The following is a 16,532-nucleotide window of genomic DNA, read 5'->3' as shown; positions in this document are numbered from 1 at the left end:
GTAAAAATTACTGTTTAGCATAAATGCTGATTTCTACACGGCGGTTTTGCTCTTTACCAGCAGCAGTCGTGTTTGAAGCAATCGGGTTAGCTGAACCTAAACCTTGTGCATCGATACGGCTACCAGAAATGCCTTGACCAGCTAAATAGTTCTTCACTGATTGAGCACGTGCTTGAGATAATGGGATGTTGATTGAGTCATTACCTGTGTTATCTGTATAACCCGTTACAAGGATCGCACTCTTGTTATCTTCACCTAAAGTCTGCGCTACTTTGTTTAAAGTACCGTAGAAGTTCGGTTTGATGTTCGATTTGTTCGTATCAAACGTAATGCTACCAGGCATGATTAATTGTACAGAACCATCTGGGTTACGGCCTACTTCTACACCAGTACCCGCCATTTGCTCACGTAATTTTTTCTCTTTATTATCGAGATACAAACCACCAGCACTACCAAGAATTGCACCAATTGCCGCAGCACGGTTGTTTTGCTTACTCGTATTTGCGTTACCCTTAGAAACACCATAACCTGCAGCAGCACCGATTAATGCACCTAAAGCTGCTTTATCGTATTCTACGCCACCAATGTTATTACCAGTCGTTTGGCAACCAGAAAGTACCAAGCCAGCCCCTACGAGTGTTGAAATTACTAATGCACGCATTGCGTTGCTCCTGTCTATGTATTTTGTTGTCTGGACAAATGATGAATGAGAAAATGGTGCTAGACCATTGATTTTTTGTTAATAATAAACACTTTATTTGTAGTTTTGTAATATTTTGATGCATTTTACTTGATTCAAGCAACACAATTTCTCCATTGTTATACCTATCTCATAACAAACACAAAATGAGAAATAAATCACAAAATAAAAAACATGCAATTTACAAGCAAACTTGACAAGATCATCTCGACCTTTTACCAATAAAAACCGATGTACGCATTTGAATATATAAAAATGTCAATAACTTAAAATATACAGTTGTATTTCAACATCTGTTGTTTATAGTTGGAACATCTCTTTTTCAAACATATGCACTCAAGGTTCGATTTATGGCTACCGCTAATAAAAAAGCATCCCTATTGCAAAAAGTCAGTAAAGGATTAACCGTTAGTTCTGTGATTACAGGCAGTACCTTCTTTCATGGACCACCAGTACTTGCTTTAGGCCTCACCAAATTATTTAAACAATCTGCAAAAGTAGATGAAACAAATATTCAAATTACCAACAGTTGGTTAGGGGTAAATAACTGGTTAATTGATCATGTTCTGCCAAATTTACAATGGGACATCAGTATTGATGAACAACTTGATCTGAATTTGCAGGGGCGATACTTAATGATGTGTAATCATCAAAGTTGGGTCGATACCACTGTGAATCAGTATTTCGGTTTAACCCGTATGCCATTGACTCGCTTCTTTACCAAGTGGGAACTTATTTTTATTCCTTTTGTGGGACAAGCTTTCAAAATTTTGGGCTTCCCAATGATGAAGCGTCACAGCAAAGAACAAATTGCCAAAAATCCAGAGCTAAAATCACGCGATATGCTGGAAGCGCGTAAAGCCTGTGAACAGTTACTTAGCCAACCTTTTACCTTATTAAATTATTTAGAAGGCACTCGCTTTACTGCTGAAAAACATGCTGCACAGCAATCCCCTTTTCAAAACCTCCTCAAACCCAAAGCGGGTGGTTTGGCCTTGGCGCTCAGTATTCTGGGGGATCAAATTGATGCATTAGTCGATATGACAATTGTGTATCCTGATGGCGCACCCGGTTATGGCGAATTCTGGTTGGGGGATGTGTCACGTATTGCTGTCGATTTGCGTAAAATAGAAATTCCAGACTGGGTACTCGGCGGTAATTATGAGGATGACCCTGTCTATCGTGAACGTTTCCAAAAATGGGTTGATCAAATCTGGACTGAAAAAGATCAGCTGATTTCACAAATGAAAGCAAAATATAATTAATATTCTCATCAGGAATTGAGTAAAGACATGACCCAGCAGGACTCAGGACAAAACTCTAAATATAACTATGTCAATCCGAACAGTGTGTTTTTTAAGCTGTTCCTCGTCTATGACATTTTCATGGTGTTTATTATTGTTTTTAACTTGTTCTGCTTAGGTATGAACTTTTTCCTGATGAGTAATATCGGGGCGTGGTTTTTTAATTTTATCCATCTCTCCAGTGTGCTGGATTTTTATCGTACCCATTTACACCCTTGGGTGATTACCACTGAAGCATGGTTCATTATCTTTTTGATTGTTGAACTGGTTGTGCGCTGGATCATCTCAATTGCACAAAAACATCATGCCCGTTGGTGGTTTTTCCCCTTTATTCACTGGTATGAAATCTTAGCCATCATTCCGCATCTACGTTTCCTGCGTTTATTCCGTGCAGGAATTATCGCTTATCGACTCCATGAACTCGGTTATAAGGTTGTGCCAGATGGCATTCGTATCAAAGCTCTATTCTATTATCGTGTGGTGATGGAAGAGCTGTCTGATCGTGTCGTCATTACCGTGATTGATGGCATTCGACACGAATTGCAAACCAGCTCTAGTCATAAAAAAATTATTCATGATCTGGTTGATCATCATCGGCAACTGTTTACTGTGACGCTGACTTCAATGTTGCAAGAATCTTTGGCGACAGCCTTACAACAACAGCAACCCATGATCACTCAAAAAGTCGGTGTTATTGTCAATCAAGCCATTGAAGATACCCCAGAACTGACCCAATTGTTGCGTCTGATCCCGATTGTAGGCAGCCGTATCGAACAACAAATACAAAGTATTGGGCAACGATTGGGTGAAAATATCAGTGCAGGCCTCATCGAACCCTTTACAGCAGGTTCCGTACAAAAGCCGAATGAAAATTACCAATATATTGCACAACAGGTCAGTGAGCTGAATATCGACAATCAGTACTTAGAAGAATTGGTCGAATCTGTCGTATTTGAAAGCCTCGAAGCAATTCGAAAACAGGTAAAAGTCAAACAATGGCAGCAAACTTTGCAAGAATCTGATCAATTGGATAAAAAAGCAGAATGATTACAAGAAAAATTACCAATCAAGCTAGAGAATTCGTGTAATTTGTTCTAGCATTTGCTTTTATTTACAACACGCTTCAACACAATAGAGCGCTTAAAAAGCCCTGAAGGATAAATTATGGCTGATATACGGATTACGGGCAGAATGGTGAATTTTAGTCGACTGACTTTCGACACAAATGACCATAATGCAATCCGACAGCAACTTAGCGATACACTGAATGAAGGTTCTTATATCGGTACACTCGTCATTATTGATAGTACCGTTGAACAAGAGCTGATTGCGTTAATTCAGCTTTTAATTGATTTAGGTTTACAACCGATGGCCGTCATTGATGGCATTTTGGGTGATGAAGCTCGGGCGATTCAATTCCCTGTTCTCCCTGCCGATCAGCCCTTACAGCGCATCAAGGCATCCAAAGAACAAGTGGTTGATCATGCTCCTGTAAAAACAGCGGATAATGCTGCAATACAAACACCACAAAAAAATACATCGAATGCATATATCACCTCTTATCATGATGAGATTTTGCGGACAGGCCAATGTTTGGTCCAAGATCAAGGCGATATTATCTTAAATGCGGGTATGAATAGTGGATCAGAAGTGATTGCATCTGGAAATATTCACATTTATGGCAATGCTCGTGGTAGAGTCATTGCAGGCGCAGGCGGGCAAACTGCGGCACGTATTTTCTGCCATTCGCTCGAAGCAGAATTAATCTCTATTGCAGGGACTTATTGTGTAGCAGATGATATTCCCAAAGATATGATCAAAAAGCCTGTACATATTTATTTAAATAACAAGCAAGAACTTGAATTTGAAGCCTTGCAGTTTTAATTTATTTAATTGAGTTTTAAAAGCACCAAATAAGCCCTTTTAGGGGCGTATGACCATAAATAGGAGTGGATTCGGTGGCCAAAATTGTTGTCGTAACGTCAGGCAAAGGTGGTGTAGGTAAAACTACAACAAGCGCATCTTTTGCAACAGGTTTAGCCCTACGTGGTCATAAAACTGTTGTGATTGATTTCGATGTAGGTTTACGTAATCTAGATTTGATCATGGGCTGCGAACGCCGCGTAGTTTATGATTTCGTTAATGTTATTAATAATGAAGCACGTTTACAGCAAGCGCTGATCCGTGATAAAGAGATTGAAAACTTATACATTCTCCCTGCATCACAAACCCGTGATAAAGATGCCTTGAGCGATGAAGGTGTTGCACGTGTCATTGATGAACTTTCTCAAGAGTTTGATTATATTATCTGCGACTCTCCTGCGGGTATTGAACGTGGTGCGATTTTAGCAATGTATCATGCTGATGAAGCCATCATTGTAACTAACCCTGAAATTTCATCTGTACGTGACTCAGATCGTATTATTGGTATGCTGGACAGCAAGACCAAAAAAGTTGAACAAAACGAAGGTCGTATCCGTAAGCACTTATGTATTACACGTTTTAACCCAGAACGTGCTGATAAACAAGAAATGCTTACAATCGATGATATTTCGAAAGATATTTTACGTGTGCCAACTTTGGGTGTTATCCCTGAGTGTCCGAGCGTACTTCAAGCATCAAACGAAGGTAAACCAGTGATTCTGTATACAGAAGAAAAAGCTGGCCAAGCTTATGATGACTTAGTGGCTCGCTTCCTTGGCGAAGACCGTCCTTATCGACACATTGCAGTACAGCCAAAAGGTTGGTTAGCTAGACTATTTGGAGCGTAATTATGGCAGGATTCTGGAGTAAACTTTTTAGCAGTGATGAAAAGCCATCAAGTGCACAAACTGCCAAAGATCGTTTAAAGGTAATTGTTGCCTCTGAACAAGGTTTAGGCCGTCGCCTAGGCCAAGACAAAATCGACCAGATGAAAAAAGAAATCATGCAGGTGGTGAGTCGTTATGTTCGTGGTGTGGATGAACAGCATATTCAAATGCAGGTTCGTTCAGAAGCAAATATCGAAATGTTAGAAATGAATATCAATTTACCTGAAGATCGATAGAAGTTTTTTCATTAGCGATTTTTCGCAAATAAAGGCAGAATACGCGGGTGGATTTGGAAAGTAGGACTTTCCCCACTTCAAGTATTTTGCCTTTATTATTTTATAAGACTGAGGAGATTGTCATGGCATTATCACAGCCAGCAACTTTCAATGAAGAGTGGTCAGATGAGCGTGTGTTTGCCTACCTTAACCAACTTCCTCCAACTGGCGTAAATGCTGACTTTCATGTGCTCTATCATGCATTCAAACATATGCGTCCAAATGATTATGAACGCTTAATTATCCAGTTTTTGGCTGATGGTCGTGATCTCAATGCGACCAATCCAGAAGGTCAACGCATTCATGATGTGATTGCTCAATTTCCACGTCAAAAAGATGGTTTCTTAGAAGTTTTAGCAAAATTTGCTTAATCTCTTCTTCAATAAAGCCACTGAATACCAATAAAAAAAGCCTCTATCAATAGAGGCTTTTTTTAGCAGATAATTTTAAACCAGAATATCTCGCTTACCATTGGCGCCCATTGAGCTGACAATGCCATTCTCTTCCATTTGGTCGATAATACGAGCGGCACGGTTATAGCCCAAGCTAAATTTACGCTGTAGCGATGAAGTCGATGCTTTACGTGTCTCTAAAACGAACGATACACATTGATCATACAGCGCATCACGACTTGGATCACCATCCCCATCTTCAAAACCACGTGAGCTTGGCTCCTCATCAAATGGCGTCAGGATTTCATCAACATAATCCGGCTCACCACGTTCACGCCAAGCATCACAAATACGGTTCACTTCATCATCGCTAATAAAGGCACCATGCACACGCTCAGGCTCGATTTTACCTGGCCCTAGGAACAACATATCACCATGACCAAGTAAGTCTTCTGCACCACCTGCATCGAGAATGGTACGTGAGTCAATTTTACTGTTTACACGTAATGCAACACGGGTTGGAATATTGGCTTTAATTAAACCTGTAATTACGTCGACCGATGGACGTTGTGTTGCTAGCAGTAAATGAATTCCTGCTGCACGCGATTTCTGCGCTAAACGAGTAATCATTTCTTCGGCTTTTTTACCGACTTGCATGATCATGTCAGCAAACTCATCGGCAACAATCACAATCGATGGTAATGGCGCTAAACGTGGTGCACGCTCACCGACAACCGAATCACTGGCTTTCCATGTTGGATCAATGAGATCTTCACCATTGGCAATCGCCTCTTCGACCTTACGGTTATAGTCACTGAGTTTACGAATTTTCAGGAAGGACATCAGCTTATAACGACGTTCCATTTCATTGACACACCAGTTTAAAGCACTGACTGCATCTTTCATGTCCGTGACAACAGGCGTTAACAAGTGTGGAATATCATTATAGTTGGCTAATTCAAGCTGTTTTGGATCGATCAAAATCAAGCGTAACTGGTCTGGTGTATATTTCAGTAACATCGATAAAATCATCGAGTTCACTGCAACCGACTTACCAGAACCCGTGGTCCCCGCAACCAGCATATGTGGTGCTTTACCAAGGTCAGTAATGACAGGATTACCTGAAATGTCTTTACCCATCGCCATAGAGAGCAAACCCGCAGGGTCTTCAAAAGCTGGCGTTTTCAATAACTCAATCAACCGCACCATTTCACGGCTACTATTCGGTACTTCAATTCCGATATATGGTTTTCCTGCAATCACTTCAACCACACGAACCGAAGCCATCGACATTGAACGCGCCAAATCACGTGAAATATTGGTCACTTTAGAGGCTTTAACACCCGGTGCAAGATCGAGTTCAAAGCGTGTTACTACTGGTCCCGGCTGGGCTTCGACCACCTGAGCCTTCACATTAAACTCTTGTAGTTTGATCTCTAACAGCTCAGAAAGACGTGCTAATTGCTCAGCGGTAAAATTGACCTTTTTGTTTGGATCAACTTCATCCAGCAATTCCAGACCGGGTAAAGTCGGTAGATCACGGCGTTTTTGCGCGACTTGCATGGCGCGTGACATTGGACGACCAAATGCATCCGTTAAAGGTGCATCCAGATCAAAATCATCTTCAATATCCAAATCTGCATCTGGATCAGCTTTACCTGCCGTTTCTTGCCATGCTTCGATAAAGGCTTCTTTAGACAGAGTTTCTTTTTGTGTTGGTGTTGAAACTTCAATCGGTGCTTTTACAAAAGCAGAGGATTGCGCATAACTGGTCGTTCGTGGTGAAGCCTGTTCACGCTCTTCTTCGACCAGAAGATCACTAAAATCATCTGCTTGCTGCTCAGCTATGCGATGAACATCCTCTTGGATAGGATGTATTGCATTTTGAATCGGTGCAGTTTCTGGCTGTACAGCTGCTGGTCTTGCAGATTCATTAATCAATGCTTCAATATCTGCCTCAAATTCGACCTCAGCAACCTGAGGGACTGAATGCGCCGGAGGCTCTTGCGTAAATGGAGTATGTAAATCTGTCGCTGTCTTACTGTTTGGAACAGCAGCCAACAATTCATCAAAGATTTGATCATCATTCCAATCTAGATTGCTGTGACTGGATGTCTGCGTTGCGGTTGCCACATGTGCGGTAGATGCATACTGTGCTGGAGCATGAGGAGCGTCATCCGCAGCTCTTAATAATGCATCGATTTCCTGTTTATGGCTCGCATCATCACGCTGTAAAGCACGCCATACTTCACCTGTTTGAACCAAACGTTGGCTTTCGGTTTCAAACTGATGGGCACGTTGTAAAGTCTGTTCAAAATCTTCAATCTGCTCAGTTTGTACTGGCTGACTACCTTGTTGCTGTTCTTTTGCAAGCACATCGGCAAACAGTTTTTCAGCCATCAACTGATGATGTGAATCATCAATTTTAATCAGTTTTGCTTGAACTTGATTCGCTTTAGCTTCACTCGTATCTGCTACAAGATCAGACTCAGTTTGTACTTTGTTCTTAATTGCAGGTGTATCAGCAGCGGCTAATTGCTCAGTCAGATCATACGCAGATTCATTCTGAGGCACATTTTTATAAAATAAATCTTGTAAATAAGCAGGCGTATTTTTCAATGTAGCCCACGTTTTGTTCCACTGAATGCCAAAGGCTAAAGTCAGTAATAAGATACTAAAAGCCAATAAGAATAAAGTTGCGCCATAGATGGTTAATAATTGGGATAAACTCTGCCCCAACTCATAACCAATAATACCACCCGCTGCATTATCCAAAGTATCTGCAGGTGTATTCCAATGCAGATACAACAAACTAGAAATGGACAGGATCAAGAAAAACTGTGCAGCATAACGAAATGGGCGGTTTAAAAAGCTTCTTGGCCACCAGACTTGAATGGCTTCAATAAACAAGAACAGTGGAATCAGCAAACTTGCCCATCCCAAGAAACCAAACAGTAAATCTGCGATCCAAGCGCCTGCTACACCGCTGGCGTTTGAAACCTGCTGGGTATCACTGGAAATATGCATCCAGCCCGGATCAAATGGTGTATAGGTTACTGTGGCAAGAAATAAATAAATGCCAAAAGAAATCAAAAATAATGTCATTAAAAAGCGTTGTGCATAAACACTTGACACCGCAGTCATATACAGTCCTGTAACCCAATTCGTTATTTGTTAGTATCTTTCAAGGCCTAAAATGCCTTAATCAATAAGTTTTATATTATGCACTCGTTCTTACAAAAAAGATGCACGATTGTTTACTGTTGTTGTTAACATCCTGCTCGGATATAGCTCAATTCGATTGAGTTAATCAATATTATCCCGATGGATTTAAACCACTCCGCTCTGGATTCACGTATAATTTTAGCAGTTTTGATATAAAAAGGATGTTCTTTAATGAGCGCTCGTCACTCACGGTTAATTATTTTGGGTTCTGGTCCTGCAGGCTATAGCGCAGCAGTCTATGCTGCACGTGCTAACCTCAAGCCAACACTGATTGCGGGTTTGCAACTCGGTGGTCAATTAACAACGACCACTGAAGTTGACAACTGGCCAGGTGACCCAGAAGGATTAACTGGTCCTGTGCTTATGGAACGTATGCAAGCTCATGCAGAACGTTTCGGTACAGAAATTGTCTACGATCATATCAATGAAGTAGATCTTAAAACTCGTCCATTCGTACTCAAAGGCGATATGGAAGAGTACACGTGTGATGCGTTGATTATTGCAACAGGTGCAACTGCACAATACCTAGGTCTTGAATCTGAAGCTGCGTTTATGGGCCAAGGTGTAAGCGCATGTGCAACCTGTGATGGTTTCTTCTATAAGAACCAAAATGTCATGGTTGTGGGTGGTGGTAACACAGCAGTTGAAGAAGCACTTTATCTGTCTAATATTGCAGCGCATGTGACCCTTGTTCACCGTCGTGACAGCTTACGTTCTGAAAAGATTTTACAAGACCATCTTTTTGCCAAAGAAAAAGAAGGCAAAATCAGTATTATCTGGAACCATCAAGTAGATGAAGTATTGGGTGACAAAACAGGCGTAACGGCTGTTCGTATCCAATCAACCCAAGATTCAAGCACGCAAGATGTGCAAGTTCAAGGCTTGTTTGTTGCGATCGGACATAAACCGAATACAGGCATGTTTGATGGCCAGTTAAATCTGCGTGATGGCTATATCCAAGTGCATAGCGGCACTGCGGGTAATGCAACTGCTGCCTCTATTGAAGGCGTATTTGCTGCAGGTGATGTGGCAGATAGTATCTATCGCCAAGCGATTACTTCAGCGGGCTCAGGCTGTATGGCAGCATTAGATGCAGAGAAATATCTCGATAATCTAAACTAATTAGGCCAATATTGAAAAACCACCAATCTTTGGTGGTTTTTTTTTGCGAGTATCCATACAATCGAAAAATTGACGGCTTTTTAAACATATCAACAATCAGTCTATAGGATATATCAATGACAACGACCTGGACGAATGGCTACCAAACTGAAGTAAATTATACCTACGGTTATTATCGAGACCTCAGCCCGAATTTCCAAAAGTTTTGCTTACTTTTAAATGGCATCGATAGTCCAGATTTTCAGGAAAATCATAATCATTGTGAACTTGGCTTTGGTCAAGGTGTCAGTATTAATATTCACGCCACCTGTAATGAAGCGGCATTCTACGGTACAGACTTCAATCCAGCACATGCAGCACATGCCAATCAACTGGCTGAGCAGAGCAAAACCGAACATTACTTCTATGATGATAGTTTTGAAGAGTTGCTTAATCGTTCTGATCTTCCGATGTTTGATTCGATCAGCCTACACGGGATTTGGAGCTGGATCAGCTATGAAAATCAGCACATTATTCTCAAATTTATTCGTAAATTCTTAAAACCCAATGGTATTGTCTATATCAGCTATAACTGCGTTACTGGTTGGGCAGCGAATATGCCAATTCGCGAACTGTTCCATAGCCATTTTAAGTTTAATAGCAAAAGTACCAATCCTCTGCAAAAGGTCAATGAAGCCCTCACCTTCAGTGAAGACTTACTTAAGCAAAATCCAATTTTTGCGCAACGTAATCCCAATGCCGTACAAAAAGTCGCTGATTTAAAACAGCAAAATCCAAACTACTTGATTCATGAATATCTCAATCAAGATTGGCAATGTTTTTCCTTCCAGCAAATTGTGCGTATTCTGGATGAAATCAAACTGTCCTATGCAGGTTCAACCGATTTAAATACACACCTCGATAACATCAATTTTTCAGAACAGCACCAAGCTTTTTTGAATGCCATTGAGCACCCTATTTTTAAAGAACAATGCCGCGACTATTTTGCTAACACGCAATTTAGACGAGACTTGTTTATTCGAGGTAAAAATAACTTAACCCCATTACAGGCACAAGAACGACTGCGCAACACGGCCTTTGTGTTACTTACAGCCAAGGAACAACTACCAACCAGTATCAGTGGGTTATTAGGCACCTTTAATTTAATTGAAGAAATTTATCTGCCCATTGGCGATAAATTTGCAAAGGAAAACTATCAACCACTGACCATTTTTGAACTGGAACAAAGTTTGCCAGATCTCAACTATGCAAAAATTCTCAATGCTTTAGTCATTCTATCGCACCTTGGTTTAGCTCAACCGTGTCAAAACTTAGACCCGAAGCAACAAACTTTAGAGCAATCCCAACGTTTAAATCACTACTTATTAAAGCAAGCGAGTTTTCATCAAAACTATAATGTCCTGATTAGCCCAATTACAGGAATCGGTATTCCAACTGAGCATTTCCATCAACTGTTCTATCGTGCACATTTCATTGATGGTTTAGCATCAGCGAGTGAATTTGCGCAATATGTACAGGATGCAATCAGCCAACTCAATTGGTTAGTCTTGGACAGCGAAGGTAAAACCGTATCAGACAAAGAAAAAAGTCTTGAAATTATTCAAACTAAAGCACAACTTTTCCTCGACAGTAAAAAATTAGAAATTGCTAAACATTTACGTTTGTTTGATTAATCTCGTATAGGGAATGGCTCTGCCAATGATTGCCATTCCCTATAACTTCAGTTAGCTTAGAATTAATCTTATTAATTTTTTATGCTATGCAACAACTCCCACCCTCGCAATATATTTTCCCGAATCCAATCGAAGCTGATCCTGAAGGACAAGGATTTATTTGTATTGGTGCAGACCTCTCCCCTTCTACTTTATTTGAAGCCTACACACATGGGCTGTTCCCTTGGTTCAATGAAGACGAGCCAATTTGCTGGTGGAGTCCTGAACCGCGATGCATTATCGAACCACATGCTTACAAACCAAGTAAATCTTTAATTCGAAATATGAAAAAGCATGATTATCGAATTACCATTAACAATGCTTTTGAAGACGTGATTCGTTCTTGTTCATTGCCTCGGAGCTATGCCAATGAAACCTGGATTAGTGAAGATATCATCGAAGGCTATTGCGCATTATTCCAAGCGGGTTATGCTTATAGTATTGAAGTCTGGCAGCAGGATAAATTGGTTGGCGGACTCTATGGTGTCAGCGTTGGCAAAGGCTGCTTTGGAGAGTCGATGTTTAGTACTGAAACTGACGTTTCTAAAATGGCTTTCTATACTTTAATGCTGATTGGACAAGAAAATCAGTTGCCATGGATTGATTGCCAATTGGTCAATGATCACCTTTTAAGCCTCGGTGCGAGTACACTTTCTCGCCAAGCCTACCTTAAATCGTTACAAGATGTAATTATTGCCCCCTCTATCAATTGGAAAAGTTATCAAGAACGTGTATTTTCAAGTAAAACAATAGCAGTTTTTGCAAAATTAGACGGTTAACGGATTAACACCTTGGAGGGACAGATTAATGAAATCATATCAACCCAAGTCCCTTTTAAATGACTTACAGTACTATATTACGCCACCGCACGACTGCAGTTATCTTGATAACAAATCAGCCCGAATGGTGTTCCTAGATCCAATTCACCGTATCGATGTGGTGACGTTGTCAGAACTTTCTCGTGTTGGTTTTCGTCGTAGTGGTGATTTTGTCTATCGCCCTGAATGTCACTTATGTCGCCAATGCTTATCTTGCCGTGTTCCCGTTCAAGAATTTAAAATGAACAGCAGCCAAAAAAAGGCATGGAAACGCAATCAAGATTTGCAAATGAGTATTTTGCCGACCTCGCAAGCCACTCAACAACACTACGACTTATATGAACGTTATATCAATGAACGTCACTCAGATGGTGATATGTACCCTGCCAGTCTAGATCAGTTTGAAAAATTTCTGGTACATAGCTGCACAGAAAGTTTCTTTATTGAACTTTGGAAAGACCAAAAACTGATTGGTGTTTCAACCTGTGATTTGATGGACGATGGGCTGTCAGCAGTCTATACCTTCTTTGATCCAGATGAACAACGCCGTTCTTTAGGTGTGTTTGCGATCCTTAAACAAATCGAATATGTACGCACACTCAACCTAGACTATTTATACCTAGGCTACTGGGTGCCACATTCACCCAAAATGAATTATAAATCGCAATATACGCCACTCGAATTATTGCTTGATGGGCAATGGCGTCGACTTAATCGTCCACTCTCTGAAAATGAAATCCATCAACTTGGAAATTCATTGATGAGTACGCTGCCTTCTGAGTGGAATAATTTAATTATTAAATAATTTAAATTTGATAATTTTTTCGACTATTTGATACACGCAAGTGTCATTCACAACCTGAGCAAGTTAAAGCGATTATAGCTTTAGCGCAGCGCAAGACAAACGAAGTGCGTAGTTTATACTAAGCAAAGTTTTTCGCCTTGCGGTGAACTTTGATCAAGTAGTGCAAGAAAGATGGTTTGCCCTTGCGGAGCTTTCGCTCCTCATACCGAAACAAAAGTAGGGCGAACCGCAGGTTTATCATGAAATTGGATAATTAACCTGAATGACTCCGTTACAACAAATACTTTTTAATATTTTAGAATATATGTCTGAGTCAAACTTAAATTGCATAAATTTATTGAAATAACGCTGCAAAATCATCAGTGCATGTTTTGACCATAATCACGGCATGCTCTCTTGAACCATCGGGGTTTGGATAATAATTTTTACGTAAGTCAATTTGATGAAAACCTGTTTTTTCATACAAACGAATCGCAGCTGCATTACTTTCACGAACTTCTAAAAAAATCTGAATTGGATTGTTTTTTAATTGCTGGATTGAGCTTTCTAATAATTCATAACCCAGTCCTTTACCCTGTTGGCTTGGGTGAATCGCCATCAACAATAAATTTGCTTCATCCAAAACGGGCTGCAGAATACAGAATCCCACCACTTGATTGGCTTGTTCATACACCGTACATTGATACGAGGCGAAAGACTCCTGAAACTGCTGCTTTGACCAGGGATGGGTTTGCACCAATCGCTCAATCCCCGCCACACTTTCTAAGTCATTTTCTTGCATCAATCGAATCACGATCTATCACTCTATAAAATACTGGTGCAGATTATCAGCAATTTAAAGCAAAATTTGAATAAAAAAATGGGCAGTTTTGACTGCCCATTGAAGTTAACTTAGATTAAAACCCAATTCAGCACGCCATTTATTCAAAAGTGCTGTGGTATCTTCATCATTCGGATGAAATTTCGGTCTTAAAAAATCTAACAAGGTCGGGATTTGGCGGGTCATAAAACCTTTATAGCCATACATAAATTTGATCATGTATTTGGTATCACGCCATGTCAATTTGCCATCTGTTTGTAGAAGCTTGGCGGTAAAATAAGATTGGGTAATAAAGATGAGCCCCATTGCAATAACTAAGGCCAATGAACGCATAAAATACGCTTTAGGGCCTTGACCATACATCGCTTCATAGACATCAAAAGCAACCGCTTTATGCTCGTTTTCTTCAACTGCATGCCACATCCATAAATGGTACATGGTTTCATCCATAAACATCGCTTGAATGTCTGGATTACTTAATAGTTCTTCTGCAATGGTTGAAGTAAAGTGCTCCAAGGCACAGGTTCCCGTCAAACCAATCATTTCTTTGGTGAAACCGAAAGGTTTTAAGAGTTTTGCTGTCATTCCAATGGTACGGTTGATTAAACGACCTGTTTGCCCTTCCATTTTACGAACATCGTAACCATAGGCCTCCGCTGAAGCATTAAATGCAAGATGCTCTTTTGAATGCATGGCTTCTTGACCAATAAAGGCACTGATCTCTTTCTGAAGTCGCTCATCTGCGAGTTTGGGATCATTCCGTACTGCACGGGTGCTGTTCACAAAGAATTGCTCACCTTCTGGAAACAGTGCCGAAAGCGCAGTCATAAAATGAGTTAAAGCAGCATCACCATTGGCCCAATAACGTGGCACCTCACCAAATTCAAAATCCATTCGGCGTACAGGGAAACTGGCGCCAGCTCGGTTTGAAATATTGACTTTAGCATTCATACCCTGTTCTCCTATCCGATGAATATTTTTCATTGATCGTATTCCATACTTTATTTATACGCTCTTTTCAGTGCATGAAATAAGTGCAGATAAGGTCAGAAAAGCATCATCTTAGGACATGTCAGCTTGCTCAAAATTCTGTATGAAATGAAAGATTAAAATAAAAAAGGGACAATACTTATTGTCCCTTTTCAGGAATTACGAGGCTAAAATAAACAGCGTTTACAGACCTAATTTTGCCTTCCAATCTTGCAATAATTGTACGGTATCTAAATCATTTGGATGGAAACCAGGCTTGAAGTAGGCCAACATTTCACCCGCCATTCCAGAGATAATTCCTTTCGACGGACTATAGGCGTATTCATAAATCATACCGAGCTCTTTGAAATTTAATTTTCCATCATCTTTCAATAATTTCAATACGAATGAAGATTGAGTCAAGAAAATTGCAACCATCGAAACGACCAGTGCAGTATTGCGTAATGCGTAGGCTTTTACACCACGACCAAAAATTTCTTCATACACATCATAAGCAACCGCCTTATGTTCATTTTCTTCTACTGCATGCCATAACCACATATATTCCATGGTCTTGTCTTGCATTAACTCTTGAATATGCGGATTACGCAATAATTCTGATGCAATGGTTGCAGTAAAATGTTCGAGTGCTGTAGTTGCAGTCAAATCGACCATTTCTTGCGTCATGCCAAATGGCTTAACCAATTTAGCAAATAATTTACGGCCTGTTTGAATCACGACACCTGTTCTTCGTTCAAGTGTTTCGACATCATGACCATATTTCTGAGCTGAAGCATTAAAGTTGACATGCTCTTGGGTATGCATCGCCTCTTGACCAATAAAAGCACTGATTTCTTTTTGCAGTTTTTCATTGTCTTTAATGGCTGGGTGATAACGTACAGCACGCACTGAATCGATAAAGAGTTTTTCACCATCTGGAAATAGTGCAGATAAACCTGTCATAAAATGAGTTAATCCAGCAGAACCACTGACCCAATATTCAGGAACTTCATTAAAATCAAAATTCATACGACGTACTGGGAAACTTGCACCTGCACGATTCGAAACATTCACTTTAGCATTCATGCTGCCTACTCCTTTTCAGTGGAATATCTCCACTGAGCACTTTTGTTCGTTTTCTTGAGTTTTATATTACGGTTTTATGCGAATCAATTAAGTGCAGTTTAGGACAGCGTAGTATCAGTTTAGGACATGAGGAGAAAAATTTAATTAAGTATTAAATTTTTCGACGCAAGAGAAAAAGAAAATAAGTAAGACTAATTCTCGATGCAAGAGAAAAAAGAAAATCAATGAAACAACTTTTCTGACGTAAAAGGAAATTTTAACTGAATATTAGATTTTAGATATAAGAAAAGAAATACAAAACCACAGATATAAAAAAACACCCCAGAGGGGTGTTTTTTATCACTCTAAGCGATTATGCAGTTACTTTAGCAACAACACCAGCGCCTACAGTACGACCACCTTCACGGATCGCAAAACGTAGACCTGGGTCCATTGCGATCGGGTGGATTAACTCTACTGACATCTCAACGTTGTCACCAGGCATTACCATTTCT

At 40.2% G+C, this 16,532-nt stretch carries 15 protein-coding genes and 1 pseudogene; 10 read left to right on the top strand and 6 right to left on the bottom strand.

Annotation, left to right across the window (positions count from 1 at the left end; all coding sequences use genetic code 11):
• Positions 1 to 7 precede the first annotated feature (7 nt).
• Complete coding sequence (locus tag B2727_RS16045; RefSeq protein ID WP_005321446.1) at positions 8 to 661, bottom strand: OmpA family protein; 654 nt, start codon at positions 659 to 661, stop codon at positions 8 to 10.
• Positions 662 to 1,050: 389 nt separating this feature from the next.
• Between B2727_RS16045 and B2727_RS16040 the strand changes: the two genes are divergently transcribed.
• The 6 genes from B2727_RS16040 to B2727_RS16015 all read left to right on the top strand — a co-directional run bounded on the left by B2727_RS16040 (position 1,051) and on the right by B2727_RS16015 (position 5,460).
• Positions 1,051 to 1,965: an acyltransferase gene (locus tag B2727_RS16040; protein WP_005205432.1), complete on the top strand. Its 915-nt coding sequence runs from the start codon at positions 1,051 to 1,053 to the stop codon at positions 1,963 to 1,965.
• A gap of 27 nt (positions 1,966 to 1,992) precedes the next feature.
• Positions 1,993 to 3,051, top strand: a complete 1,059-nt coding sequence (locus tag B2727_RS16035; protein ID WP_033134350.1) for a hypothetical protein — start codon at positions 1,993 to 1,995, stop codon at positions 3,049 to 3,051.
• 117 nt (positions 3,052 to 3,168) lie between these two features.
• Positions 3,169 to 3,888, top strand: coding sequence for a septum site-determining protein MinC (gene minC / locus B2727_RS16030; RefSeq protein WP_033134351.1), 720 nt, complete (start codon positions 3,169 to 3,171; stop codon positions 3,886 to 3,888).
• A gap of 74 nt (positions 3,889 to 3,962) precedes the next feature.
• A complete protein-coding gene (gene minD / locus B2727_RS16025) occupies positions 3,963 to 4,775 on the top strand; it encodes a septum site-determining protein MinD (RefSeq protein WP_004805162.1) in 813 nt (270 codons plus the stop codon).
• 2 nt (positions 4,776 to 4,777) lie between these two features.
• Positions 4,778 to 5,050 carry a cell division topological specificity factor MinE gene (minE, locus tag B2727_RS16020; protein ID WP_004655180.1) on the top strand — a complete coding sequence of 91 codons (273 nt, stop codon included), beginning with the start codon at positions 4,778 to 4,780 and terminating at the stop codon, positions 5,048 to 5,050.
• 122 nt (positions 5,051 to 5,172) lie between these two features.
• Positions 5,173 to 5,460, top strand: a complete 288-nt coding sequence (locus tag B2727_RS16015; RefSeq protein ID WP_004805161.1) for a PA4642 family protein — start codon at positions 5,173 to 5,175, stop codon at positions 5,458 to 5,460.
• A 75-nt stretch (positions 5,461 to 5,535) separates the two neighbouring features.
• Here B2727_RS16015 and B2727_RS16010 read toward each other — a convergent pair whose 3' ends face one another.
• On the bottom strand, positions 5,536 to 8,625 hold the full coding sequence (locus tag B2727_RS16010) for a DNA translocase FtsK (RefSeq protein ID WP_033134352.1): 3,090 nt from the start codon (positions 8,623 to 8,625) through the stop codon (positions 5,536 to 5,538).
• A 252-nt stretch (positions 8,626 to 8,877) separates the two neighbouring features.
• Between B2727_RS16010 and trxB the strand changes: the two genes are divergently transcribed.
• From trxB to B2727_RS15990, 4 genes are all read left to right on the top strand, one after another.
• Complete coding sequence (gene trxB / locus B2727_RS16005; RefSeq protein ID WP_004805153.1) at positions 8,878 to 9,828, top strand: thioredoxin-disulfide reductase; 951 nt, start codon at positions 8,878 to 8,880, stop codon at positions 9,826 to 9,828.
• A gap of 116 nt (positions 9,829 to 9,944) precedes the next feature.
• Positions 9,945 to 11,501: a methyltransferase regulatory domain-containing protein gene (locus B2727_RS16000; protein ID WP_033134353.1), complete on the top strand. Its 1,557-nt coding sequence runs from the start codon at positions 9,945 to 9,947 to the stop codon at positions 11,499 to 11,501.
• An 86-nt stretch (positions 11,502 to 11,587) separates the two neighbouring features.
• Positions 11,588 to 12,319, top strand: coding sequence for a leucyl/phenylalanyl-tRNA--protein transferase (gene aat, locus B2727_RS15995; RefSeq protein WP_033134354.1), 732 nt, complete (start codon positions 11,588 to 11,590; stop codon positions 12,317 to 12,319).
• Positions 12,320 to 12,347: 28 nt separating this feature from the next.
• Positions 12,348 to 13,163, top strand: a complete 816-nt coding sequence (locus tag B2727_RS15990; protein WP_004805148.1) for an arginyltransferase — start codon at positions 12,348 to 12,350, stop codon at positions 13,161 to 13,163.
• Between the two features lie 334 nt (positions 13,164 to 13,497).
• Here B2727_RS15990 and rimI read toward each other — a convergent pair whose 3' ends face one another.
• The 4 genes and pseudogenes from rimI to B2727_RS15970 all read right to left on the bottom strand — a co-directional run.
• Positions 13,498 to 13,956: a ribosomal protein S18-alanine N-acetyltransferase gene (gene rimI / locus B2727_RS15985; protein WP_201772402.1), complete on the bottom strand. Its 459-nt coding sequence runs from the start codon at positions 13,954 to 13,956 to the stop codon at positions 13,498 to 13,500.
• 93 nt (positions 13,957 to 14,049) lie between these two features.
• Positions 14,050 to 14,934, bottom strand: coding sequence for a metal-dependent hydrolase (locus B2727_RS15980; RefSeq protein WP_005205446.1), 885 nt, complete (start codon positions 14,932 to 14,934; stop codon positions 14,050 to 14,052).
• Positions 14,935 to 15,156: 222 nt separating this feature from the next.
• Entirely contained in the window at positions 15,157 to 16,038 is an 882-nt protein-coding gene (locus B2727_RS15975) for a metal-dependent hydrolase (protein ID WP_005205449.1), read from the bottom strand.
• Between the two features lie 352 nt (positions 16,039 to 16,390).
• Positions 16,391 to 16,532: pseudogene (locus tag B2727_RS15970) on the bottom strand (elongation factor Tu); the annotation flags it as partial.

The organism is Acinetobacter sp. UBA991 (assembly GCF_002292065.1).
Classification (GTDB): domain Bacteria; phylum Pseudomonadota; class Gammaproteobacteria; order Pseudomonadales; family Moraxellaceae; genus Acinetobacter; species Acinetobacter higginsii.
The sequence above is the reverse complement of the archived record's forward strand: the minus strand, read 5'-3'. Positions and strand labels throughout refer to the sequence as shown.

What these genes read in the sequence shown, in the direction of transcription:
- B2727_RS15980 (WP_005205446.1), bottom strand. Translation starts at nt 14,934, where the DNA reads ATGAATGCTAAAGTCAATATTTCAAACCGAGCTGGCGCCAGTTTCCCT.
- aat (WP_033134354.1), top strand. Translation starts at nt 11,588, where the DNA reads ATGCAACAACTCCCACCCTCGCAATATATTTTCCCGAATCCAATCGAA.
- B2727_RS16010 (WP_033134352.1), bottom strand. Translation starts at nt 8,625, where the DNA reads ATGACTGCGGTGTCAAGTGTTTATGCACAACGCTTTTTAATGACATTA.
- trxB (WP_004805153.1), top strand. Translation starts at nt 8,878, where the DNA reads ATGAGCGCTCGTCACTCACGGTTAATTATTTTGGGTTCTGGTCCTGCA.
- B2727_RS16035 (WP_033134350.1), top strand. Translation starts at nt 1,993, where the DNA reads ATGACCCAGCAGGACTCAGGACAAAACTCTAAATATAACTATGTCAAT.
- B2727_RS16045 (WP_005321446.1), bottom strand. Translation starts at nt 661, where the DNA reads ATGCGTGCATTAGTAATTTCAACACTCGTAGGGGCTGGCTTGGTACTT.
- B2727_RS16040 (WP_005205432.1), top strand. Translation starts at nt 1,051, where the DNA reads ATGGCTACCGCTAATAAAAAAGCATCCCTATTGCAAAAAGTCAGTAAA.
- B2727_RS16000 (WP_033134353.1), top strand. Translation starts at nt 9,945, where the DNA reads ATGACAACGACCTGGACGAATGGCTACCAAACTGAAGTAAATTATACC.
- minC (WP_033134351.1), top strand. Translation starts at nt 3,169, where the DNA reads ATGGCTGATATACGGATTACGGGCAGAATGGTGAATTTTAGTCGACTG.
- B2727_RS15990 (WP_004805148.1), top strand. Translation starts at nt 12,348, where the DNA reads ATGAAATCATATCAACCCAAGTCCCTTTTAAATGACTTACAGTACTAT.
- B2727_RS15975 (WP_005205449.1), bottom strand. Translation starts at nt 16,038, where the DNA reads ATGAATGCTAAAGTGAATGTTTCGAATCGTGCAGGTGCAAGTTTCCCA.
- B2727_RS16015 (WP_004805161.1), top strand. Translation starts at nt 5,173, where the DNA reads ATGGCATTATCACAGCCAGCAACTTTCAATGAAGAGTGGTCAGATGAG.
- minE (WP_004655180.1), top strand. Translation starts at nt 4,778, where the DNA reads ATGGCAGGATTCTGGAGTAAACTTTTTAGCAGTGATGAAAAGCCATCA.